The 24,988-nt window shown below is 57.1% G+C and carries 17 protein-coding genes and 1 riboswitch; of the genes, 8 read left to right on the forward strand and 9 right to left on the reverse strand.

Translation table 11 applies throughout. The features are described 5' to 3' along the window. Nucleotides 1-908: 908 nt before the first annotated feature. Nucleotides 909-1,937, reverse strand: a complete 1,029-nt coding sequence (locus tag QTO31_RS17485) for an STAS domain-containing protein (protein ID WP_301430370.1) — start codon at nt 1,935-1,937, stop codon at nt 909-911. Nucleotides 1,938-2,397: 460 nt separating this feature from the next. On the opposite strand from QTO31_RS17485, the gene QTO31_RS17490 reads away from it, so the two are divergent. After that, nucleotides 2,398-3,303: a UbiA family prenyltransferase gene (locus QTO31_RS17490; protein WP_301430371.1), complete on the forward strand. Its 906-nt coding sequence runs from the start codon at nt 2,398-2,400 to the stop codon at nt 3,301-3,303. An 80-nt stretch (nt 3,304-3,383) separates the two neighbouring features. Here QTO31_RS17490 and QTO31_RS17495 read toward each other — a convergent pair whose 3' ends face one another. The 4 genes from QTO31_RS17495 to QTO31_RS17510 form a co-directional block, all read right to left on the reverse strand. After that, the gene (locus QTO31_RS17495) at nt 3,384-4,808 is read right to left on the reverse strand and encodes a glutamine synthetase family protein (RefSeq protein WP_301430372.1); all 1,425 of its coding nucleotides are present in this window, start codon (nt 4,806-4,808) and stop codon (nt 3,384-3,386) included. Nucleotides 4,809-4,931: 123 nt separating this feature from the next. Next, on the reverse strand, nt 4,932-5,363 hold the full coding sequence (locus QTO31_RS17500) for a hypothetical protein (protein WP_301430375.1): 432 nt from the start codon (nt 5,361-5,363) through the stop codon (nt 4,932-4,934). A 69-nt stretch (nt 5,364-5,432) separates the two neighbouring features. Then, nucleotides 5,433-5,876, reverse strand: a complete 444-nt coding sequence (locus QTO31_RS17505) for a c-type cytochrome (protein WP_301430377.1) — start codon at nt 5,874-5,876, stop codon at nt 5,433-5,435. A 75-nt stretch (nt 5,877-5,951) separates the two neighbouring features. Next, the gene (locus QTO31_RS17510) at nt 5,952-6,461 is read right to left on the reverse strand and encodes a hypothetical protein (protein WP_301430379.1); all 510 of its coding nucleotides are present in this window, start codon (nt 6,459-6,461) and stop codon (nt 5,952-5,954) included. Nucleotides 6,462-7,155: 694 nt separating this feature from the next. Between QTO31_RS17510 and QTO31_RS17515 the strand changes: the two genes are divergently transcribed. The 3 genes from QTO31_RS17515 to QTO31_RS17525 all read left to right on the forward strand — a co-directional run bounded on the left by QTO31_RS17515 (nt 7,156) and on the right by QTO31_RS17525 (nt 17,122). Then, the gene (locus QTO31_RS17515; RefSeq protein WP_301430380.1) at nt 7,156-10,494 is read left to right on the forward strand and encodes a Swt1 family HEPN domain-containing protein; all 3,339 of its coding nucleotides are present in this window, start codon (nt 7,156-7,158) and stop codon (nt 10,492-10,494) included. A 107-nt stretch (nt 10,495-10,601) separates the two neighbouring features. Further along, nucleotides 10,602-14,171, forward strand: a complete 3,570-nt coding sequence (locus tag QTO31_RS17520) for a helicase-related protein (protein ID WP_301430381.1) — start codon at nt 10,602-10,604, stop codon at nt 14,169-14,171. Then, nucleotides 14,168-17,122, forward strand: a complete 2,955-nt coding sequence (locus QTO31_RS17525) for a DUF1156 domain-containing protein (protein ID WP_301430382.1) — start codon at nt 14,168-14,170, stop codon at nt 17,120-17,122. Before QTO31_RS17520 ends, QTO31_RS17525 begins: the two co-directional genes overlap by 4 nt. Nucleotides 17,123-17,524: 402 nt before the next feature. On the opposite strand, the gene tenA is transcribed toward QTO31_RS17525, so the two are convergent. Further along, nucleotides 17,525-18,178, reverse strand: coding sequence for a thiaminase II (gene tenA / locus QTO31_RS17530; RefSeq protein WP_031460180.1), 654 nt, complete (start codon nt 18,176-18,178; stop codon nt 17,525-17,527). 87 nt (nt 18,179-18,265) lie between these two features. Further along, nucleotides 18,266-18,365, reverse strand: a riboswitch (TPP riboswitch). A gap of 351 nt (nt 18,366-18,716) precedes the next feature. On the opposite strand from tenA, the gene QTO31_RS17535 reads away from it, so the two are divergent. Further along, nucleotides 18,717-18,887, forward strand: coding sequence for a hypothetical protein (locus QTO31_RS17535; RefSeq protein ID WP_160173287.1), 171 nt, complete (start codon nt 18,717-18,719; stop codon nt 18,885-18,887). Nucleotides 18,888-19,460: 573 nt separating this feature from the next. Here QTO31_RS17535 and QTO31_RS17540 read toward each other — a convergent pair. Genes QTO31_RS17540 through QTO31_RS17550 form a run of 3 tightly spaced genes read right to left on the reverse strand, consistent with a single transcriptional unit; the run spans nt 19,461 to nt 21,437 of the window. Then, the gene (locus QTO31_RS17540) at nt 19,461-20,090 is read right to left on the reverse strand and encodes an NUDIX hydrolase (RefSeq protein WP_301430384.1); all 630 of its coding nucleotides are present in this window, start codon (nt 20,088-20,090) and stop codon (nt 19,461-19,463) included. Between the two features lie 13 nt (nt 20,091-20,103). Continuing rightward, the gene (locus QTO31_RS17545) at nt 20,104-20,919 is read right to left on the reverse strand and encodes a PHP domain-containing protein (RefSeq protein ID WP_301430386.1); all 816 of its coding nucleotides are present in this window, start codon (nt 20,917-20,919) and stop codon (nt 20,104-20,106) included. Next, a complete protein-coding gene (locus tag QTO31_RS17550) occupies nt 20,916-21,437 on the reverse strand; it encodes a rhodanese-like domain-containing protein (protein WP_031460183.1) in 522 nt (173 codons plus the stop codon). The genes QTO31_RS17545 and QTO31_RS17550 overlap by 4 nt, the downstream gene beginning before the upstream one ends. An 88-nt stretch (nt 21,438-21,525) precedes the next feature. Here QTO31_RS17550 and QTO31_RS17555 point away from each other — a divergent pair, with 88 nt between their 5' ends. The 3 genes from QTO31_RS17555 (at nt 21,526) to rpsA (ending at nt 24,931) form a co-directional block, all read left to right on the forward strand. Then, entirely contained in the window at nt 21,526-22,491 is a 966-nt protein-coding gene (locus QTO31_RS17555; protein WP_301430387.1) for an MBL fold metallo-hydrolase, read from the forward strand. Nucleotides 22,492-22,592: 101 nt separating this feature from the next. Continuing rightward, complete coding sequence (locus QTO31_RS17560; RefSeq protein WP_301430389.1) at nt 22,593-23,459, forward strand: DUF3329 domain-containing protein; 867 nt, start codon at nt 22,593-22,595, stop codon at nt 23,457-23,459. A gap of 272 nt (nt 23,460-23,731) precedes the next feature. After that, nucleotides 23,732-24,931, forward strand: a complete 1,200-nt coding sequence (gene rpsA / locus QTO31_RS17565) for a 30S ribosomal protein S1 (protein WP_301430391.1) — start codon at nt 23,732-23,734, stop codon at nt 24,929-24,931. Nucleotides 24,932-24,988: the final 57 nt, after the last annotated feature.

Genomic DNA, 24,988 nt, shown 5'->3' on the forward strand with positions numbered 1-24,988 from the left:
GTCGGCAGGGACGCGCAGGTGTGACGACCGTGAGCGGCTCTGACCTACAGACGGCGCGCTAGTTTTCCTCGTTCAGCAGGCGCACGCGGGTGTGACGGGGCGAGGTTCCACGCCGTCTACCCGCGCTGTCCCACGTCGGCTGGGAGGATGGCGCTTTTCACCGGTCAGCAGGCGCACGCAGGGCGGACAGAGCGAGGTTCCACGCCGCTCATTTGCGCGGTCTCGCGCCAGCAGAGGGGATAGCGCGGTTGCACCGGCCAGCAGGAGTACAAGGGGCGGACAGAGCGAGGTTCCACGCCGCTCATTTGCGCTGTCTCGCGCCAGCAGGGGGGACAGCGCGGTTGCACCGGTCAGCAGGCGCACGCGGGGCGGACAGAGCGAGGGTCCACGCCGTCCATCTGCGCTATCCCGCGCCAGCGAGGGGGATAGCGTGGTTGCACCGGTCAGCAGGACGCTCCCGGTTAGATTGATGTACCATCCGAACACATCATCTCCCTAAAATGCGACAACATTCGGTATCACCGGTTCAATGCCCATCGTCGTGGACAACTCTTGTAGGGAGAAGCGCTGCCTCACTCCGACCGGTTGCCGTGCCCACACGGTTCACCCAACAGCGCCGCCATCAGGTGCATCCTATGGCCATCGTCCTGGCGGATAGCGGTGCAACGGATACCGCTCCGACCGACGCATCACTGTGTACAGGCGCAGCGCCGCTGCACACTAAACGATCTGCTTCTGTGACAGGATATTTCAAAGAGGCTCTTATGCTGAAAAGCCCTGCATCCTTACTAGGATACACACGGTGAGCAAAGGCTTGCTGTGGGATCGTCGGGGAAGGTGTCAATACTGAGCGAGATGACATATTCCAGACGAAGGTACAGTCATAACCGGGTATATCCTGTAACCGATTACACACCAACCGTAGCACGGGCGAGTCGGAGGGCAGCCTCAGGATTCGGCGCCGTTACTACCTCTTCCAGACCGATATTGAGATGAACCAACGTTTGCGCCACCGCAGGACCAATGCCACTGATCAGCGTGCGCGCACCGAGTAACCGAATCGCTGTAGCGGTATCAATCAAAGCTCTGGCAACTGCCGTGTCGATAATCGTGATGCCGCTAACATCAATAATCACTGCCTGAGCACGACGTTCGGCAACAACCTTCAGCACCCGCTGGCGCAACGCCTCGGCCCGCCGACTGTCGAGGTGTCCAACCAGGGGCACCAGCAAAACTCGTTCGTCAATCGTCAATACCGGCAACTCAAGAACAGCAACCAGTTCAAGCAATCGTTGCTGCTCGAGTGCACGCCGTTCAATCTCCTGGCGGGCAGTCTCTGCCGTATTCCGAGCAGCTTCAGCCTCTTCCGCACGCTGTTCAGCAATCTGCAATGCCTGCATTTGAGCGGCAAGGATGCGGTCGAGAAAGGCCCAAAGGGCGATGAATAGAGCGGTAATACTGCTTGCTTCTAAAAAAGTTACTAAATGAGGATCGATACGCAACCCATTAGGCGATTGGTTAAAGGTTATGATTGGAATTGCTGCTCCGATACAGACAAGTAAAGTGATGATTGAGAAAGCTCGGTTCCCTTGCAATCCTGCTAATAAGATAATAACAGAGAGAAATGGTACGACAGACAGGCTTATTTCAGAGAGCCAAACAGCAATTGCTACCTCACAGCTAATGACCATGATCCCAAACGTTGCAATTGCCTGCCAGAGTTGATAATTACGGACCAGTAAAAGTAAGGTCAGGCTACAACCAATGATAGTAATCACTGTGATTGTCAGGATGACAACAATGAAAATGCTCTGGCTAACGAGGTAGGCCACTAGTGAAACAACGAAAGCAATAAGTGCAATTATCAACGTGCCAAGGGCAACTGTTCGGACGATTTGCCGGTATAGTTGTTCAAGCGACGGTTGTGTGTTACTCATGGCGCGCCCCTGTTTGTAACCTTTTTAGCCAGAGATATATCGTAAATTATACGGCTTTGTAGAATAAAAACAAATAGACTCTTCGCAACATTCTGTATCGACAAGCTAACGCCTATGCTATACTGCTGAGCAAATGGTATCAGTTGACGGTCTTACAAGTATATCTGTTCTGTGTTAAGTACCATTGTCATCGTAAGAGGTGTCTACTGTGTCTTATCGAAAGACTGACACCCTGAAACTATAGGATACGGAAGCACAAAGCTTTCTCGTATATTCTTCCAAACGAGTCAGAAGGTGGACAGGTGCCTTTATAGAGGAAGACCGTTGCGATTGAGTTCATTCGTTTTGGCAAAACATTCTCGTACAAATCATTGCTGAAAACAGTTGAAAAAACATTGTACAGCTAGTATCATCTACGATGTATTCTAAGAGCAACACTTCACGTTTTCAGGAGCCAACAATGCACACTTCAGTCAGTTTTCCGGCTATCAAATCATTCCGCTGGCTCGATTTCATCCGCTCGGAAATGATCCTCTATTGGCGGTTCACTCGTTACGACATTTCAGCAACGGTCATTCCAGGATTACTCTTCTTACTGGCGGCCTGGCACAGTGATCAGCTCAATTGGAGCACCTTGCCAAATCTCATTTTCTGGGGTGCTATCTATTTTTGGCTCTACTGCATCTGCTTTTGCATCTCTAACCAATTGGCCGGTGAGGCCGAGGATCGCCTGAACAAACCGGATCGACCGCTCGTGCAAGGACTCGTGTCGCGGCAAGGTGCCTTCATCCGCTGGGTGATCGCAATGGGATTATTCTCGCTGCTCGGCTGGTGGTTAGGGGTACTGGAATGGACCTTGCTGTGGCAAGTCACACTGACACTACACAACTTTGGTCATTGGGCCCGTCATTATTGGCTGAAGAACCTTTCGATGGTGCTCGGTGCAATCGCGCAATTAGCAGCCGCATGGCAAATGGTACGACCATTAACACTGGAAGCCTGGACATGGTTACTGGTGCCTGCGATTACGTTGTTGTCAAACGCATCGTTGCAAGACCTACGTGACATAGAAGGAGATCGGATGAACCGACGCCGTACCATGCCAATCGTGTTTGGTGAGTGGCCTACCCGCATATTTGTTGCAATTGCTTTCATATTGCTGGCAGTGCTCTCACACATTGCCCTCTTTGTCCCAACAGGTCTCAGTGCCGGTACACTGCTACTTGATGTTCTGCTTGCAGCGCTTTGCGTGGTGATTGGCGGTCGAGTGTTGTTGCTTCGTAACCCTCATGCCGATCACGTCTCGTACATGATGTACACGTACTGGTACTGCTTCGTGCTAGCTGCGGCAATTGTGGCGTTGTAATACCCCTTTGTATTTATTATCAGGATCAAGAAAAAGGGATCGCGCCATCGCGTTCCCTTTTGCACATCGTCAGGCAGTATTTAAAACCGGCTCCACAAGTACTGATTCGTTACTTCGTGGTGAAATTGCACTTCGGCACGCTTGATCAGTGTCCCTAACTTCCGCGGACAACGGTCGGCAACGATCAGCTTGAGATCGGCAAACCGGCTGTGTACCCCTTCACCGAGAATACTTGCCATGAATGCACTCTGGCGGAAGTTGGTAATGGCGTCGTAGATGTTGTCGGGAAGGGTTGCTGTACCATTACGAACATCAGTAGTTGGTAGTGGTCCTTCAAGACCGGTGCGCAGTAAGGCATAGATCGCCATATAGGGGTTGGCATCAGGAGCAATTGAGCGCACCTCGATCCGGGCCGAACGAACGTTGCCGATCGGAATGCGGATCATCGAGCCGCGGTCAGTCGGTGAGGCTTTGATCTGATTGGGTGCCTCGAAATGAGGATCGAGCCGTCGGTATGCGTTGACGCTCGAATTCAAGATCAAACAGAGATCCTGAGCACTATTGAGAATGCGATCAATGAATCTCCAGGACAGTTCTGAAAGTTGTTCAGGGCCATTGGCATCGTAGAAGAGATTGACGCCCTGACGCGATAGCGAGATGTTCGTGTGCATTCCATTACCATTCACACCGGTAACGGGCTTGGGTAAGAAACAGGCCGTCATATCGAGCTTGCTGGCTACCTGACGACAGATCAACTTGTACAGGAGAATCTGGTCGGCAGCAATCGTGGCTTCGGTGTAGCTGTAGTTCATCTCAAACTGCGATGGCGCTACCTCTGGATGATCTTTCTCGTTCTCAAACCCCATTGCCCGCTGCGCTTCTGCCGCCATATCGATAAACTGACGGAGCGGATCGCCGGGTAGCGAGTGGTAGTAGCCACCGGTGCTGACCATCGTAAACTCACCGGTTTCACGGAAGCGCTGTTCGGCATTGCGACCTTTGAACAAGAACCCTTCGATCTCGGTCGCGACGTTACAGGTGAGACCATCACGCTGGTACAGTTCATTCACGTAGCGGTGCAGCCGTCCACGCATATCGGCTTCGTAAGACGTACCATCTTGATTGAGCACATACCCAAATACCAGCACCTTCCCCGGCCCAAAAATATCAGCCGGTAGCCAGTAGAAGGCTGACCAGTCAATCGCGAGCCGCAGATCCGATTCGGCCTGTACCGAGAAGCCTCGTACCGATGAGCCGTCAAAGGTGAGGTTGTCAGCCGAAGTCAACAGAAACTTTTTGTCGTAATCGAGCATGTGCAACCGGCCTTCGAGATCGGTAAAACAGACGGTGACCGCCTTGATCCGGCGCTCATCGGTCAGGTAGCGCATCCGTTCTTCGCGCATCACCTCTAGCGAGACTCTGGCCAGGCGCTGGCGCTTGACGCTCAAGTTCAGCTCTTCCAACTGCTCATAGGGAATTTCGAGGAAATCGCGTAGCTCTGCCATGATTGTTCCTTATGTTCTGGACGGCGGTAACTGTTGTTTCTGCGTATTATACTCTGAACCGCAACCGACGCTGCGACGCAGGTCAGCTGCGGTTCAGTTGGTTTCACACCTGCGGTTATCGTCCTAGGGGTTGGAATAGGGCAACCGGATGTCAGAGACCTGCCAACCTTGTACGGTGAAGGTGACCGTGACCGCAAACTGTGCATTCCCGTGGTGACAGGTCAGGCGAAGTGGGATCACCAGCTCGGCACCGGGGAGTGGAAACGCAGGAGACCGGTACGGCCCTAAGACGATGATCGGTGGTTGTTGAGCCTGTTGCCAGGCTTTGCTTAGCAGATGGAGTGCAGCCGGTTGACGAAGCTGACCAGCAACATTGCGAATCGCCGATTGATCTTGATGGTCGATCACGTGAAGTAGCTCGTAAATCGGTGCAGTGGGTTGGTGAAATGGTCGGATCAGTTGTACGGCGCTGTTAACTAAGTAGTCTGCTTGTACCAGCGCAAAGTAGAAAAGGATAAAGAGGCCAGCCAATCCAATTAGGAAAGAGCGCTGCATATCGTTTCCTGACGGGTGACAAAGCACAACCGGCGGCGATCATCAGGATCGTCGCCGGTTGGTCGCAGGTTACTTCAGGGTACGTAAGTAAGCCATCAGATCAGCCATCTGCTGGTCGGTAAGGTCATGTGGTGGCATGTACCCGATCCGACCACTGCCGCCAGTGCGAATCCATTCGGCGATATTGGCTTCGCTTCGCTCTTTACCGTTTGGCAACCGACCTTTGTAATCTACTCCTTTAGGTAACGACGGGCCACTGGGGCTGAGTACACCGGCCAGTCCTGGCCCAACAAGCACTTCTTTCGTGGTGGTATGACAGGCAGTACACTGACCGAAAACTTCTTTCCCTTTCTGGACATCGCCTTTGGCCGAGATCGAAGTGTCACGGAGCGCTGCCGGCAGTTCGTTGGCTGATGCCGAGGTTGATGACGAAGTGGCCTGATTACCACCACCGCAGCCGGTGATGACAGCGATCATAAACAGGGTAAACAGCCATGCACTCAAGCGATTCATCGGTGTCCTCCTTGTTCACCTAAACACACCTATCCCAAAGAAAGACCGACAACGTCTAAGCCAGGGTTTAAACAATCAAGCAGCCAGGAAAATTGGGAGGGTGCGCGGTGGCGGTGTCGGAGGATCACAGGAGAGTCTGGGTAAAAGTGAGGGGGAAGACAAATGAAACAGCAGTATCACAACGATGATCACAAGAGCAGTTACTTGCGCCGGTGGCAGCGTTTCAAAAACCGCCCGTGGTCGCACGGTTTCGATAGGCGACGATGTCGGCAACTCGTGATCAAGCGTCGTAGATGATGATGGGACGTTGCAGAGAAAAACACCGGCCGAGTTACGCTCGCGCAGAAGGTCGTGAATGAAACAATGTATGACACAGCTCAGCGGGCTAAGGAACCCTAGCTCAATCACGACCAGAACGGCAAGGGTGTGAATCCCCCGTTCGCCCAATCGATATAATCGCCGAAATGTGCGGCTTTTGTGCGAGATCGTGCTATTTTTCACGCTCTTATGATGCGACAGGTGAGGTCGTTTGTCAAGCACTGAGGGGAATCGGTTCTGGAGATGAACGTTAACCTGGATCGCCATCTGATCGGTCATCGTTGTCAGTAGCAATTGCGGGACTTGTACCAGCTTATACTACTTCTGGCACGAAGAACCAGCTCTCATCGCGCCACCCGCGTGCCGTACCGCCCACATCCGTTCACACCGTTCCGTTCGTCGACGCAGGAGGGTGGGTGCACGAAACCCCCAGACGCAGTCCGAATGGGCTGTAGCGCCACTCCGCGCCATGCGGTGAAGGGAGCAGCCAATCAGGGATGATTGTCGCCGTACCGTTCTGCGAGAAACACAACGGTGCTGGAGAAACGCTGGCCGCCGATCTACCCCATCGTGGTAGTTGCCACCTGCCACGGCCACTGTGAGACCAAACGATGCGATACATCCCTATCCCCACAGTGGCGGCGGAACGACAGACGCGGGTGGTATGGTCACAGTGGTACTATACCCTACCAGGCGCACCGTGCTCTACAGGTCGGCTATCGGGTTCCATTCAGCGTTGGCAGGTAGTATATTTCTTTTATATAATGTGCTGGTACGAGAAAAGTACGAGATATGGAGGAAGGTTTAAGGTAAGGAAGGAGGTTTCGCCATCATCGCCCTCTGGCATGCTGGCGTCTCGCTCTTGCAGAATATCCGCCGGGAGGATGCGTTCGCCCCTGTTCCCGTGCTGTTCAAATCCTAATGACTCACCTTGCCACTCGCTGCTCACAAGGAGGAATACATGGCCATCACCAACCAGGAACGGATCGGGAAAGCACTCGAACTGCTGCGTCAGGGGCTACAACCCTTCATCGAGCGTGAGTTGCAGAATCACTACGGCAAATATTGGGTGACGACCGTCACCAGTACCTGGCGCAATGAGCTGGCCTGGCGTGACGATGATACCCCTCATCTCGATACTGCGGCACTGCTGAAGATCATGTGGGAGCAGTGGAATGAGGTGTTTCGTAAGACCCTAGGATTTACCGAACGTAGTCTGGTCAGTGAGCTGCGCGAGTGGCGCAACAAATGGGCACACCAGGAGTCGTTCTCAACTGACGATACCTACCGGGCGCTTGACTCAGCAGCCCGATTGCTTGCGGCGGTTTCCGCCACGGTGCAGGCTGATGAGATCGAACGCATGAAGTTTGATCTGCTCCGGGTCCGATTTGACGAGCAGGTGCGGAGCGAAAAGCGCAAGGCGGGCGGCTCGCTGATCGAGGCTGCGGCCAGTGGCATGCTCAAGCCTTGGCGCGAGGTCGTGACGCCGCATCCCGATGTGGCCAGCGGACGCTACCAGCAGGCCGAGTTTGCTGCCGATCTGTGGCAGGTGCATCTCGGTGAAGGGAGTGACGAGTATCGCGATCCGATAGAGTTTTTCCGTCGTACCTATGTGACCGAGAGCCTGAAGCGATTACTTGTGGGCGCCGTCAAGCGACTCACGGGCAAGGACGGCGATCCGGTGGTGCAGTTGCAGACCAACTTCGGCGGCGGGAAGACCCACTCGATGCTGGCGCTGTATCATCTCTTTTCCGGGTATCGTCCTGCGGAGTTGCCCGGTGTGGATACGGTGCTCACCGAGGCCAGTGTGACGGAGTTACCAAAGGTGCGGCGGGTGGTGTTGGTCGGCAATAAACTATCGCCCGGCAACCCAACGGTCAAACCCGATGGGACGGTCGTGCGGACTCTGTGGGGAGAGCTAGCGTATCAGCTTGGCGGCCCAGATGCCTATGCCCGGATTGCTCACGACGACGAACGCGCCACCAACCCCGGTGACCGGCTGCGTGAGTTGTTCAATGCCCATGGCCCGTGTCTCATCCTGATTGACGAATGGGTTGCGTATGCCCGCCAGCTCCACGACCAGAGCGACTTGCCGGGAGGAAGTTTCGAGACGCAGTTCACCTTTGCGCAGGCGCTGACCGAGTCGGCAAAACTTGCGAATCGCTGTTTACTGGTCATCTCGCTGCCGGCTTCTGATACAGCAACCTCCTCACCGGTCGATGATGTGGAAGTCGGCGGGATCCGTGGTCGTGAAGCACTGGATCGGCTGCGGAACGTTGTCGGGCGTGTCGAGTCGTCGTGGCGTCCGGCAACCGCCGAAGAGGGCTTCGAGATCGTGCGCCGCCGGTTGTTCCAACCGCTCGCCGGTCCAGAGGCCTTCAAGTATCGTGATGTGACGGCGCGGGCGTTTGCCGAGTTGTACACGACTCATGCCGCTGAGTTCCCGCCGGAGTGTCGCAACACAGAGTACGAACGACGGATCAAGGAGGCGTACCCGATCCATCCTGAGATTTTTGACCGCCTCTACGAAGACTGGTCAACGCTGGTCAAGTTCCAGCGCACCCGTGGCGTCTTGCGTCTGATGGCGGCGGTGATTCACTGCCTATGGGAAAAAGGTGACCGCAGTCCGCTGATCCTGCCATCGACGATTCCTATCGACGATTCGCGGGTGCAGTTTGAACTGACGCGCTACCTTTCCGACAACTGGGCGCCGATTATTCAGAAGGATGTTGACGGCCCGAATGCACTGCCACTGAGCATCGACCGCGAGGTGTCTAATCTGGGCAAAGTGTCGGCAACGCGGCGCGTGGCGCGGACGATCTACCTCGGTTCGGCCCCGAAGTCGGCGGTGACCCGGCGCGGATTGGAGGAACGCCGGATCAAGCTCGGCTGCGTCATGCCGGGTGAGTCGCCCTCTGTCTTCGGTGATGCGCTGCGCCGACTCGCCGCAACCGCAACGTACCTGTACCAGGATGGAACCCATTACTGGTACGATACCCAGCCGACGGTCACCAAAATGGCCGAAGATCGCGCCGAACAACTTCGCCACAATCCAGATGCCGTGGCCATGGAGCTGGAAAAGTACCTGCGTGAGTACGCACGTGCAATGGGAGGTTTCTCACGGGTGCATTTGCTGCCGCGTTCAGGTGCCGATGTACCAGACGATCTCGAAACTCGTCTGGTGATCCTGTCAACCGATCATCCGTACAGCAAAGGGACGGGGAATGCTGCCGAGCAAACCGCACGTACTTTGCTCGAGTCGCGTGGGTCGGCGCCGCGTCACTACCGCAATACGCTGGTCTTCCTCGCCGCCGACAAGGCGCGGCTCCCAGACCTCGACGGGGCGCTGCGCACATTCCTAGCCTGGGAGTCGATCCTGAATGAGAAAGAGACGCTGAACCTTACTCCGTTTCAGGTCAAGCAGGCCGAGAACCAACACAAGAGCGCCAGGCAGACTGTGGAAGCCCGCTTGCCGGAAGTCTATTGCTGGCTGCTGGTTCCCGAACAAGCGACGCCGCAATCCCCGATCACGTGGCAAGCTATTCGTCTCAGCGGAGACGGTGCGCTGGCCGTTCGTGCCTTCAAGCGATTGCAACACGAGGAGCTGGTTCTGACTCGGCTGGGATCGACCATTCTGCGCCGCTACCTGGATCAGATACCGCTCTGGCGAGGCGATCACGTGACGGTGCGGCAGCTCGTAGAGGACTTTGCGACCTACATCTATCTGCCGCGACTGACGATGCCAGAGGTGCTGATCGCCGCCATTCAGGATGGGATTGCCTCACTCACCTGGGTTACAGAGACCTTTGCCTATGCCGAACGCTACGACGAGCAGACGCAGCGGTATGTCGGGCTACGCGCCGGTGAGCGGATCACGCTCACCGTTGATGATGCCGGAGTCATCGTCAAACCGGATATCGCCCGTCGGCAACTGGACGCCGATGCCCAGGCCGCACGTCCGGCCGAGGTCGTGCAGCGTGATCTGCCCCCGACGACCCATCCGCTGCCGTCCCATCCGACCCCGCTTCCGTCGGATTCACCGCCGCCCCCTCGCCCGGCACCATCCACACCACATCGCTTCTACGGCTCGGTCCGCCTTGATCCCAATCGGGTCGGTCGCGATGCCGGTCGGATTGCCGAGGAAGTGATCGCGCACCTCATCGGACAAGTAGGCACCGACGTCACTGTCACGCTTGAAATTGAGGCCAGGTCGCCAAAGGGCTTTTCCGACCAGATTGTGCGCATCGTGCTCGAGAATGGTCGAACGCTGAAGTTCACGACGTGCGAGTTTGATGAGTGATGGTGCATGTATTGGTGGTCCTGTTCCCATCTCGTTATGATAGCTTTCGGAAAGGAGGTTCGTATACGATGGTCGCCGTGTCGTGACCATCGCATGCGCTGATGTATATGGCACGCCTGGAAGATATTCAACCTGATGCACTCCTCCGCGGTATCTTGCCCAACGTCACGGTTACGGTGGTCAGTGTTCAGTGGCATGGATCCGATGCACTGACCCTCGTGTATCGTGAGCCAAACGGGCGTGTCGCCGATCGACTGCTCTTCCGCAGCGACGAACCCAATCTCGCGCTGGTTGAGCAGGGGCGCCCGTGGGCGTTTGATGGCGATGGCACGCTGTTCCGGCTGGTCGCCGAAGCCCATCGCATCCGGCTCGCGCATCTGTTCGATCCACTGCTGGCAGTGCATACCTCGCTGGTGGATCCGCTCCCCCATCAGATTACCGCCGTCTACGAGCTGATGCTGCCACGCCAGCCACTGCGCTTTTTGCTGGCCGACGATCCCGGCGCGGGGAAGACGATTATGGCTGGACTCCTGATCAAGGAGCTGATCGCCCGTGGTGATCTCCAGCGCTGTCTGATTATCTGCCCCGGTAACCTGGTTGAGCAGTGGCAGGATGAACTTGACCGTCGCTTCCACCTGCCCTTCGAGATTCTGACCAACGATAAGCTCGAAGCCGCTCGCACCGGCAACTGGTTCCTGGAGAACCATCTGGTGATTGCTCGCCTCGATAAACTGGCGCGCAACGAGGACGTTCAGGCGAAACTCGCGGCGCCGGATAACCGCTACGACCTGGTGGTGATCGATGAGGCCCACAAGCTCTCGGCCAGCTTTTTCGGCGGTGAAATCAAGTACACGAAGCGCTACCGGCTGGGTCAGCTCGTTTCCGGCCTTACCCGCCATTTGCTCTTGATGACAGCGACACCGCACAACGGGAAGGAGGAAGATTTTCAGCTCTTTCTGGCCCTCCTCGATGGTGATCGCTTCGAGGGGCGCTTCCGTGATGGGGTGCATCAGGTTGATGTCTCCGATCTGATGCGGCGCATGGTTAAAGAGAAACTGCTCACCTTCGATGGGACACCGCTCTTCCCAGAGCGGATAGCCTACACGGTGCCATACAAACTCTCGCCCGAAGAGGCGCTTCTCTACCGCGAGGTGACGACCTACGTGCGTGAAGAGTTCAACCGCGCCGAAGCGTTGCAGAACGATACCCGGGCAGGGACGGTGGGGTTTGCGCTGACGATCTTGCAGCGCCGGCTGGCTTCCTCGCCAGAGGCGATCTATCAGTCGTTGCGCCGAAGGCGCGAGCGGTTGGAACGACGCCTGCGTGAGTTGGAGTTGGCGCAGCGGGCAACGATTGTTTCCCCAAACCTTCGTGATCTCTCGACCGAAGATATTGAAGACCTCGAAGATGCACCGGACAACGAGCTGGCGCAGGTCGAAGAAGAGATTCTCGATCAGGCCACCGCTGCACAGACGATAACAGAACTCCAGCGCGAAATCGCGGCATTGAACCGCCTGGAGCAGCTCGCCAACCAGGTGCGCCGGAGCGGACGGGATACCAAGTGGCAGGAGTTGTCGAACCTGCTGGGTACCATATTTACGCCCGCAGCGTTGGCGACTCGGATCACCGAGACATCACCACCGTATGATGCAGGAACCGTTCCAAAGCCAACCCCTTCGCCACATCAAAAATTGGTTATCTTCACCGAACATCGCGATACGTTGACCTATTTGCACCAGAAGATCGGCAGTCTGTTTGGTCGGCCTAACGCAGTCGTGGTCATTCATGGCGGTATGGGGCGCGAAGAGCGACGAAAGGCGCAGGAACTCTTCCTCAACGACCCAGACGTGCGTGTCTTGCTGGCGACCGACGCTGCGGGTGAGGGTATCAACTTGCAGCGGGCGCACCTCATGATCAATTACGATCTCCCCTGGAACCCCAATCGTCTCGAGCAGCGTTTTGGACGCATTCATCGCATTGGTCAGACGGAGGTCTGTCATTTGTGGAACCTGGTGGCCGATGAAACCCGCGAGGGCGATGTGTACCGGCGCTTGCTGGACAAGCTCGACGAGGCCCGGCGAGCGCTTGGCGGTCAGGTGTTCGATGTCCTTGGGAAGCTCCAATTTGATGGCAAGCCCTTGCGCGATCTGATGATCGAGGCGATCCGCTACGGCGACCAACCGGAGGTACGCGCCCGTCTTTCGCGCGTCGTTGAGGACGCAGTGGATAAGGAACGATTGCAATCGTTGCTCGAGGAGCGGGCATTAGCCCACGACGTGATGGACGTGAGTCGGGTGATCCGCATCCGTGAAGAGATGGAACGCGCCGAGGCGCGCCGACTGCAACCACACTACATCGAGTCCTTCTTCCTCGCTGCCTTTCGTCGGCTCGGCGGCGTGGTGCGCGAGCGGGAGTCGCGGCGCTATGAAATTACCCGTGTCCCGCCATTGGTGCGCAGGCGCGATCGGCAGATCGGGGTGAGAGATTCGGTCCTCGAGCGCTATGAGCGTATCTGCTTTGAGAAGGACCTCATCAATCCTCCGGGCCGACCGCTGGCCGCGTTTGTCTGCCCCGGCCATCCGCTCCTCGATGCGGTGATTGATCTAACCCTGGAACAGCATCGTGACGTGCTGAAACGCGGTGCGATTCTGGTCGATGAACGAGATGTCGGAACGGAACCGCATGTCCTCTTCGTTCTCGAGCATGCCATTCAAGACGCCAGCCTGCTCCCGTCTGGCGAACGGCGCACGATCTCACGTCGCATGCTCTTCGTCGAGATCGATGCGCACGGGCGGAGCCGCCTCCTTCAGAACGCACCCTACCTCGACTACCGCCCGCTCGCCGAGGATGAACCCGATGCCGCTACACTGCTGGCGCGTCCTGAACTGAAGTGGATCGGCCGTGAGCTGGAACAGCAGGTGATGAATGATGCCATTTCCCGGCTGGTTCCTGAGCATCTCCGCGACGTGCGTGATCGTCGCATTGCCTGGATCGAGAAGACTCGCGCTGCGGTGCGTGATCGTTTGACCAAGGAGATAGCATATTGGGATCATCGGGCCGAAGAGCTGAAACTCCAGGAACAGGCGGGGAAGCGGAATGCACGGCTCAACTCCCAAGAGGCGCGGAAACGCGCCGATGATCTGCAGGCGCGCTTGGAACGACGGATGGCCGAACTTGACCGCGAAGAACAGATTTTTCCCCTCCCGCCGGTTCTCGTTGGCGGAGCCGTAATCGTGCCGCTGGGTCTGATTGCCGCGATCACCGGCCGTCCGCTGCTGTCGCCACTCCAGCCGGTGGATACGCAGGCAGTTGCTGCGCACGCTCGCGCCATCGTGATGGACATCGAACGTCGGTTGGGATACGAACCCTCCGACCGGGAAACAGAGCGCCTTGGCTACGACATTGAAAGTCTTCATCCGGCGACGGGTGCGCTGCGGTTTATTGAAGTGAAGGGTCGAACCGCCGACGCCGATACGATCACGGTCACCCGGAATGAGATTCTGACCGCACTGAACAAACCTGACAACTATATCCTTGCCATTGTCATGTTCCAACCCGACGGCAGCACCGCCGTGCGCTATGTGCGCCGTCCCTTCCGCCGTGAACCCGACTTTGGAGTCACGAGTGTCACCTACCACGTCGCCGACCTTTGTAGCCGCGGAGAGCACCCGCTATGAACCACATTCGTTCGCGCAAGAAACTCATCGAAGTCGCCCTGCCGCTCGACGCCATCAACGCGGCCAGCGCCCGCGAAAAGTCCATCCGCCACGGCCATCCCTCCACCTTGCATCTGTGGTGGGCGCGTCGCCCGCTGGCGGCTGCCCGCGCCGTCCTCTTTGCCCAACTGGTCGACGACCCGTCGGCTTGGCCGGAGCTGTTCCCGACCGCAGAGGCCCAACAGCGCGAGCGGGAACGGCTGTTCGCCATCCTCAAGGAATTGGTGCAGTGGGAAAACACTACCAATGAGGAGGTGCTCGAGCGCGCCCGCTGCGAAATCCGCCGAAGTTGGGCGCGGCACTGCCTGGGCGGAACGGCGGCAGAACGCCTGTCCGACGACGAGATCGCTGAGGCCATCCGTACCGGACAGATCCCGCCGCTGCCGGGGGTACACGATCCGTTTGCCGGTGGCGGGTCCATCCCGCTCGAGGCGCAACGCTTGGGGCTGGCGGCCTACGCCAGCGACCTCAACCCGGTGGCGGTGACGATCAATAAGGCAATGATCGAGATTCCGCCGCGGTTCCGCGACTGCCTGCCGGTCAATCCGCAGGATCGCCAGCGGCTTGATCTGAACTCCTGGCATGGCGTGCAGGGCCTGGCGGCCGACGTGCGCTATTACGGGCAGTGGATGCGGGAACAGGCGCAGCGGCGGATCGGGCATCTGTACCCGCCGATCACCATCACTGCGGAGTTGGCGGCAGACCGTGCCGACCTGCGGTCGCTGATCGGGCAGCAGCTCACGGTGATTGCCTGGCTGTGGGCGCGCACCGTGCGCAGTCCCAATCCGGCCTTTGCCCACGTCGAGGTGCCGCTGGTCACGACGTTCATCCTGTCCAGCAAACCCGGTCACGAGGCGTATGTCGAACCCGTGGTGGCAGGGGACACCTACCACTTCACGGTGCGCGTGGGCAAACCGCCGGAGTGGGCGAAGCAGGGCACGAAGCTTGTCCGCGGCGCCAACTTCCGCTGCCTGCTGTCGGGCGCGCCGATTGCAGGCGACTACATCAAGGCCGAAGGGCAAGCGGGGCGGATGGGGGCGCGGATGCTGGCGATCGTCGCCGAAGGATCACGGGGCCGGGTCTACCTGCCGCCGACTGCCGAGCACGAGGCGATAGCGCGCAGCGCACAGCCGACGTGGAAGCCCGATCTGCCATTACACGGGAAGGCCCGCGACCAGATGCCGCTGTATGGGATGGAAACCTACGGCGACCTCTTCACCCCGCGCCAACTGGTGGCATTAACCACCTTTGCCGACCTGGTGGGGGAGGCGATGGAGTGCGTCAGACGAGATGCCCAGGCCGCAGGACTGCCGGACGATGGTGTCGGACTGAACGATGGCGGTACCGGCGCGACCGCCTATGCCCAGGCCGTGGGGGTGTATTTGGCGTTGGCGCTTGACCGACTCGCAATGACTGGAAACAATCTTGTGCGGTGGAATGGGGTTGGGGAGAAAGCACAACACTGTTTTGGACGACAGGCTCTTCCAATGATTTGGGATTTTGCTGAGCCAAATTTCTTGGCATCTGCCACAGGAAGTATAGAAGCGGCGGTGTTTTATGCATGCGATCCTTTAAACTTGATGAACGCTTCAGCGTCAGGGTTCGCAGACCAAGTTGATGCACAATCACAAACGATCAGTTCAGGAAAAGTGATTTCCACTGACCCACCCTACTACGACAACATCGGCTACGCCGACCTGTCCGACTTCTTCTACGTCTGGCTGCGTCGCACGCTTCGACCGATCTTTCCCGACCTCTATGCCACCCTCTCCACCCCTAAAGCCGAGGAGCTAGTCGCCACCCCCTACCGTCACGGCAGCAAACCGGCCGCCGAGCGGTTTTTCATGGACGGGATGACCCGTGCGTTGCACAACCTGGCCGAGCAGGCCCACCCTGCCTTCCCGGTCACCATCTACTACGCCTTCAAACAGCACGAAGTGCGGGAAGCGCAGCGAGACGAGAGCGCGACAGGTGAACTGGGTGATCCCGACCCACCCTCCTCCCTCCGCTCCGCTCCCTCCTCCACCGGCTGGGAAACCTTCCTGGAAGCGGTCATCCAGGCTGGCTTTGCCATCACCGGTACCTGGCCGATGCATACTGAGATGAGAACACGACAGATTGCTATGAACACCAACGCCCTCACCTCCAGCATCGTGCTGGTCTGTCGGCCCCGTCCGGCGGATGCGCCCATCGCCACCCGCCGCGAGTTTCTTGCCGCACTCAAGGCCGAACTGCCAGCGGCGCTGGCCGCACTGCAACACGCCAACATCGCGCCGGTCGACCTGGCGCAGGCCGCCATCGGGCCGGGGATGGCCATCTATACCCGCTCTGCCCGCGTGGTTGATGCCCAGGGCACGCCGGTGCGGGTGCGCGAAGCGCTGACCCTGATCAACCAGGTGCTCGACGAGGTACTGGCCGAGCAGGAGAGCGACTTCGACGCCGACACCCGGTGGGCGCTGGCCTGGTTCGAGCAGTATGGCTTTGCCGAAGGCGAGTACGGCGTGGCCGAGACGCTCTCGAAAGCCAAGAACACCAGCGTCGAGGGGCTGGTCGCTGCCGGGATGGTTGAAGCGAAACGGGGCAAGGTGCGCCTGCTCGCACCGAAGGACCTCCCGTCCCATTGGGACCCGGCCGGTGATAGCCGGGTCACGCATTGGGAAGCCGTCCATCATCTGATCCGGGTGCTGAACGACGGGGGTGAACTGGCGGCGGCGGCGTTGGCAGCGAAGCTGGGCAGTCGAGCCGACGTGGCGCGCGAACTGGCCTACCGGCTCTACACCATCTGCGAGCGCAAAAAACGCCCGGATGAAGCCTTTGCCTACAACGCGCTGGTGCAGAGCTGGAGCGAGATTGCGCGGTTGATGTACGAACAGCGCCAATCGCCCTCGATGCAGCAAGCGATGGATCTGTGACGTGCGGTGTCGGCACCCCCTCACCTTCCCCCCAGCCCCCCTTCCTCTCCCACGCTGCGGGAGAGGAAGGGGGGAGGGTGCTCCCTCACCTTCCCCCCAGCCCCCCTTCCTCTCCCACGCTGCCGGAGAGGAAGGGGGGAGGTGCCCTCTCGCCTACCCCCTAGCTTCCTTCCGCTCCCATACGGGTAGAGAAAGGGGGAGTTGAGCGTAGCAGTAGCGATCCTGCGTCTTTAACGATACCGAGTTCACGAACTAGATCACCCCTCTCCCGCAGCGCGGGAGAGGGGCCGGGGGTGAGGAACACCCCTCTCCCGCAGCGCGGGAGAGGGGTTGGGGGTGAGGGCCACCCGCAGCGCGGGAGCGGGGCTGGGGGTGAGGGCCGCCCGTAATCTCCTTAAGCCCCTACGGCAGCCACCGTTCCAGCCGATACGCACTGTCCCAGAACATCCACTCTAGCCGGGAGGAATAGATAAAAGCCTCACGCATCCGCTGTTGCAAGATAGCTGAAGTGTGTTCGGCGACGCTGTCGGTCAGCGCAATCGCCTGTTTGACCACCTCATCAAATTCTTGACCGGCGTAGGTGTCGATCCATTTCTGATATGGATTGTTCGGCGCTGCACGATGGTAGATATTGTGACCGACTTCTCGGTAGATCCAGAAACAGGGCAGAAGCGCCGCCATTCCTTCTTCATAACTACGACAGGCGGCAGTGGCTAGCAAGAAATTGGTATACGCAAAGCAGGCTGGCGACGGTTGTCGGGTCGGTGATTCAATGCCAAATTCCCGGAAGTAGGTGTGATGCAGGGCGCGTTCGACGACTGCTACCCCTTCGGCGAAGCGGACAAACTGAATGATCGCGGCTTCGTCGGGCGCCCGTCCGGCCATGGTTGCCAGCGCTCGCGCAAAATCGGCCAGGTAGAGCGCATCTTGCTGCATGTAGAAGGCAAATTTCTCGCGTGGCAGTGTGCCCTGGGCTAACTCTTCATTGAAGGGGTGTTGAATGATTGCCTGGTAGATGTCGGTAATCGACTCCCAAAGTGTTTCGGTGAAACGCATTGTAGTTCTCCCTGCGCATGACGAACGGAATGCTTGCCCGCAGGAAGCATAGACAGAGAGGGGAAATCAGCGATATCGGGGGATCATGTTCATATCCGTTCCGATTTCCTACGCCGGTATTACCCGGATCAGGTGCAAGGGTCCCTCTCAGCCTCGCGTGAATTGCGAAGCGCCCCTACGGAACGCTTTCGCGTATAGCGAGTACTGAGAGGAATGTCAAGCCTCTTTTCTGTCACATCGCTGGCCTATGTCGGGCAGGAATGCTGGGGACGGCAGGCAGGTTGAGCATCTGCCCCTTCCGTGGGGTGACCGTCCGGTGTTCCCGGAGACGGCAGTGCGGCAGGCGGGTCGAGAACCCGCCCCTCCCATACGCTGACGATACAATCGACGAGCGAAGCGTGGCGTGGTGAGACCACTGTCGGAATGGGAAGCCGAGCACTGCTGCGCGTACTGGAGAGAAGTGAGGAACACCTCTGCTACTCTCATTTCTCTTTCCTCTCCCTTCTCGCCACACCTCTACTTGGTAGGGTGAAAACCTTTGAAAAGCCCTATCGGTCACAACCGCCTGAACCAACTAGTGTTGGCCCCATTGCTAACCGCTTATCACGAACTATTGCGACAAACGTCTGATTGGCTGCACAACGATAGCCTTGGTGGTGAAAAAGAACGCCGACCGTTCGTCGTGGAATTGGGTCTACTAAAGCAATAGCGCTGGTTGATTGGTTAAGACGAATGCCAGCAGTACTGTAGGTGCTGTCTGGCAACCGCTGGGAGGCATTCCGTCGTACACTGGCGCCGGGGGTGTCGTATGGGCACAGCGCCGTCGTGTCTCTCCTGGTCGACTATCGGGTTCTATCCATCGTTAGGAGGCATCCGTCGCGCCTTGACACGAGGGGATGCGGATAGGCGCTCTTCTCAGCACTGGCAAAATGCACCTGGACGCAGTAAATGATTGAAGACACCCCGTTATCTCGCCGATCACGCTCGTCAGCGGATGGTAGGGGTAGGTTTTCAACCCGCCCGCATGGCGTTCTCCTGAGACGGACGCAGATTCTCCCGCTGCCACTACAGGACGCGGGCTAGCAGCAGCGGATGGGTGATGTTCGTCGGTGTCGCAACGTTGTTGAACCGTTCGGTCATCGTGAAGAACCCGAAACTGAGAACGCCGAACAGCCCTACCGAGGCACACACCAGCCGGCCACATGAGGGGAAATGTTCCGTTGGCGGCGAAATGACAACCCAGCACGCAACAGCGATATTGCCATCGCATGCTATACGAATGCTATACGATCAGCGCCGCAGCACATTCTTCGTGCATAACTGCCCGAAACCGGCCCCAACTTGACCATTTGCCATTGATGGCTGCATCGGATTGATCAGCTAATTGACGCAGTTGAGCTGCTAGCAGCGGTAATTCAGTTGGCAAGACTGACCGAAATTCGGCAACCTGTTCGGCTGGATCGGCAGCTTGAAGGGTACCGGCTAATTCATCGAGCAAGAAGACATAGCTGACGAAGAAACGAGGTGCTGGGGTATCGAGCTGGTAGGTGATCATGCTCAAAAATCGATTGATCCTCACCGTGAGACTAGTCTCTTCGAGCACTTCGCGGTTTAGTGCTTCTATGATACGCTCGCTATGACCGATCCCGCCGGTCAGCAGACGAAAAACGCCAGGCGGGTAATACGTCTTGCGTGCTGTGATCAGTGTTCCGTCGGGACGTCGGATGACCATCCCCACTTCACCAACCCGATCAGTTTTCGTCAGCGGATCGAAGCGACCGTCATCGAGGTGAATATGACGATAGCGAGGTGAACCGTAAGCTGCAACCAGATGCTCAATTTCACTACGATGCCATGCTGGGATACGAGCATACGCAGCCCGCCAGTTCAGATGAGCGTTGTGTTGACTCATACGTGGTATCACCTCACAGGCGCGAGACGATGGTCAAATCTGCTGCCGACCAGGTTGCCAGGTCTTGATGCGGATGATGGGAATCGCTGCCGCCAGAAATGAGCAGATGATGACGCTTTGCAGCGGCCAGCAATCGTTCACGGGTGGCCGCATCATGGGTTGGATAGTAGACCTCAATGCCGTCCAGACCAATGGCAGCCATCGCCGCTATATCCTCATCACTCGCCGGAACTGCATAGATTCCTTTTTCTCGTCCTGGATGGGCCAGCACGGCCAGGCCACCCAAATCATGCGCCACACCGATAATCTCGCCGATACTCAGCGGACGATATGCAGCAGCGAAGTGGGTCAGAATAAAGCGCATCCCGGCCTCTTCGTCTCCTTCACCAGACACCCGACCGGGTAATTGGTTATGGCGAGCCAGCACCGACGCAACATCGGCTACCGTCGGCGGTCGATCACGGTCGCTAAGGCCGGGTAAGACAAAACCGGCTGCGACCAGATCACGTCGTAACTGAGCCGCATCAGCCGCATTGCGCTGCACGACTTCTGCACAAAGATCAAGGATCAGGGGCGATTCTGGATCAATTGCATAGACCAATGTATGCCATAACTTACCATTGAAAGCACTATCGATTTCAACCCCACTGATAACTCGTACACCGTAGTGCATACCTACCATCACGGTCGTGATCACATTCGCCGTCGTATTGTGATCGGTCACAGCGATCATGGTCAGACCACGAGCAGCCGCTGCCGCCGCCAGCGCTACTGGCGTCCAGGTTGCGTGATGGGGAGTGGCGTTAGTGTGAATATGTAAATCGATCATGGTCGCTCCACCGGCAGGTTAGCGGCCTGCCATGCTTCAATACCGCCGTCAAGCTCTGCCACCGATCCGTAACCAAGATCACGAAAGATCTGCGCACCCCGCTGCCCGGCAGTTGGTTGATTGGCATCACCGTAAGTAACGATCAAGCTGTCTGCTGGCAGTGCTGCCAGTCGTTGATTGAGTTCAGGCGTTGCCAGACTCAGTGCACCTGGCAGATGAGCGGCCCGATACGCTTCACCGGATCGCATATCGACAAAAATAACCTGCCCAGCCTGCCAGCGCTGATATGCCTCGTTGACAGAAATGGTTGGTGCGGGTGGACTATTGGTCAGATCACCGTGTCCGGCAGCAGCTTCAACTGTCGGGACACTGGTTGGCGTAACTGCTGATGCTGATCGGCTACTGGTACTGGTAACTACGAAGGCCAGTAGACCGGCCAGAATAACGATACTGCCGATAATGACCGGCAATCGCCAGGTTGATGGTTGAGGAGTTTCGGATGAATCAAGATTTTCCATACGTCAAATATCGCCTTGTCTGGTGCTCGTCGTATTATAATGCAGATAGGACATCACCAACGCGCTGCGTCATGCACAGGACTGAATTATGCTCACCGAAATAGTACCAAACCTCTATCTCCTACGCCTTCCATTACCCTTTGCTCTCAACCATGTGAACGTCTACCTGCTCCGTGATGAACAGGGATGGACTGTCGTTGACGCAGGGTTACACACACCGGCTGCCGAAGCCACCTGGCAAGAGGGTCTCGCAGCATTGAACATTAACCCACAGCATATTCATACCATCGTTCTAACTCATTTTCACCCCGATCACTTCGGGATGGCCGGCTGGTTGTACCAGCATTCTGGCGCCACGGTCTTCCTTTCCCCGCGTGAAATCGAGTTGGCCGAGGAAGTGTGGATCCGCCGTGCCGATCATGACGATCCCAGTTTACACCATTTTCTCCGTCACGGTATGCCATCCGATCTGGTTAAACAAGTTGTTGGCGCCATCGCAACACTCCGTGCCGCCACTCGACCACATCCACCGTTAACTCCGTTACTGCCGGGGAGTCGTCTGACACTGGGAGGGCGATCTTTCATTGCCATCCACGCTCCCGGTCATAGCGACGGCCAACTGATCTTCTACGCACCAGACGAGCAACTGGCGCTGGTCGGTGATCAGGTACTGCTCAAAATTTCACCCCACATCGGTGTCTGGCCAGAAAGTGAACCAGACCCTTTACGCAAGTATCTGGCTTCGCTGGCCGAACTATCTACGCTGAGTGTTACACTGGCTCTCTCCGGTCATGGCAAACCGATCACCGACTGGAAAACACGCATCACTGAACTACAGCAACACCACCAGGAACGGCTGGCCGCGATGTTACATGCTGTTCAGAACGGAGCCGAGACAGCATTTGCGGTAGCGCAACAGGTTTTCGATGTCGAGCGATTTACACCGCATGAGGCACGTTTTGCGATTGCCGAAACCATTGCCCACCTCGATATGCTGGTAGCCGATGGACTGATCACACGCCATACGGCTGAGATAGTACGATACACACCCTAAGCACAGATTCGCCAATCTGTAATCTACGTGCGATATACATATTTCAATCCGCATGGTACGCTGCGAACGCCAATGAAGAATGGCGTCTGCGAGGCGTACCTATGCGTTGGATTGTTTCTGATCGAACCGGATGGCTCATCGTCGGATTAAGCGTACTCGCCGTGGTCAGCATGTTTGTCGATCTTGCCCTTACCATAGTGCTGATGGCAGGTTGCATCCTGATCCTGTTTAGCGAACGCTACCGACTCTTACGCTCGATGCGCATACTTGTCGATCATCTTCGTGATAACCCATTCAATGTCAAATTAGAAGTGGGGGTAGGCATCTGGGGCGAGTTTTGTTATACGCTCAATCGCTTCTTCCAACAATGGCGTACCGAACAACACCTGCAACGTCTTCAGCTTACCCAACCGGCCCTCCGTCAGCTCAACCCCCTAGCCATCAACCCACCGCTTGCTGGTACTGTCACCCGAATAGCTGTGCTAGGCATTGGCCGACTGACGATGATGGACCCGCTCGATGAAGCCCGTGCTCGCATTGCCCTGATCATAGAGCAGATCGGTTATCAGCAAGCCTTGATCGATTGGCGTGGTGACCATCTTTTACTCATCTTCGGTGCTCTGCACCCCGACCCCGATCCGATCCAGCGTGCGATAGCCCTCGTTGATGCGACAGTTGCCACCGCTCATACCAGTGGTCTGCCACTCCCACCATTTACACTGTGCAGTGGGATCGGGCGCGTTGGTCTGGTTCCGATCATCGGCCTCCACATCAGTGGGGAAGTTCTTGACCAGGCTTCAATCCTGACCCACCAAACCCTCCCCGGTATGATCACCTGTAATGAAGAGGTCTATTTTCATCTCCGAAGTACCGGCCAGCTCCCTCTTACCGCAGTTCGTTCATCTACTATGAACCGTGGTTACACCCTGGCTGTGAGCGACATCTTTGCACACCAGCGTGTTGAATAAGAGCCTAACTGCAATCTCCCCCTTTCCTCACCCCTCGCGGGCACGCCGGGCAGAAAGAGATGAACCACCTCCCCCTTCCTCTCCCCTTGTGGGAGAGGAAGGGGGCTGGGGGGTAGGTGAGGGCGCCAGCCGTCCTTAAAAACTCTGAAAACTCCCAACACAGTATCCTGAAACCTTGCGTTTTACATCAGCCCGACGTATAATATCTTTACGAATCGCTCCGACCAAGCCCCGTCGAATAGCGCGCTGCTGCTTCTGCGCAGGGATTTCTCATGGAAGAGCTTAATCATGTCAACCAAAACGAAAACAAAGGCATACACAAACCCGATCTGAACGACCTGCTCGACCGTGGCGATCAGGCGCTGATGGAAGTTATCATGCGTGATCCCACGCACGCCTATCGTAATCTCAAACACGGCGACACGGTTGATGGGCGGATCATGCGTATTGATCGCGATGAAATCCTGGTCGATATTGGCGCTAAGGCCGAAGGAGTGATCCCAAGCCGCGAGATGCAAACGCTCAGTGAAGAAGAGCGTGCGGCCCTTAAAGTGGGTGATCCTATTCTGGTCTTTGTAGTACAGTCAGAAGATAAGGAGGGGCGGGCTATTCTCTCGATTGATAAAGCTCGCCAGGAAAAGAGCTGGCGTGTACTGCAAGAGCGCTACGAACGGGGTGAGATTATCTACGCTCGTGTCAAGAACTATAATAAGGGTGGTTTGCTTGTCGATCTCGACGGTGTACGTGGCTTTGTTCCGGCATCACAGGTGTCGAGCATCAGTCGTAGCTCAGAGGCGCAAAAGCAATCTGAGATGGCACGGCTGGTGAATGTGGAACTGCCACTGAAAGTTATCGAGATTAATCGCAATCGCAACCGTCTCATTCTCTCTGAGCGTCAGGCGCTGGCCGAAACACGCGAGAGCAAAAAAGACGAGCTGCTCAATTCACTTCGCGAAGGCGATGTTCGCGAAGGGGTTGTCTCATCGATCTGCGATTTCGGCGTCTTCGTCGATATTGGTGGCGCCGATGGGTTAGTCCATTTGTCGGAGATCTCGTGGTCGCGGGTCAAACATCCCGGCGATCTCTTGAAGGTTGGGGATAAAGTAAAAGTCTCGATCCTTAGCATTGATCACGAACGCAAGCGGATCGCACTTTCCATTAAACGCACGCAGAGCGAACCATGGACGAAAGTGGCCGAACGGTACCAGTTAGGTCAGATTGTTGAAGGAACGATCACCCAACTGGCATCATTCGGCGCCTTCGCCCGCATCGAAGATGGGGTAGAGGGACTGATCCATATTTCTGAAATTGGTGACGAGCGGATTCAGCACCCACGCGAGGTGTTGAGTGAAGGTCAAGTGGTGCAGGCGCGGATCATTCGGATTGATCCGGCCCGTAAACGCATCGGATTGAGTCTCCGACTCCACCACGAGCCGACCGAAAGTAGCGAAAAAGCGGAGGAGGCTGACTAGTGGTGGTTCCTGATCGCCTACGATGGCGCTCGTAGACGGTCAGCGTATCGTATGGAT

Origin of the sequence: Chloroflexus sp. MS-CIW-1 (genome assembly GCF_030444705.1) — a bacterium.
In the GTDB taxonomy this organism is placed as follows: Bacteria; Chloroflexota; Chloroflexia; order Chloroflexales; family Chloroflexaceae; genus Chloroflexus.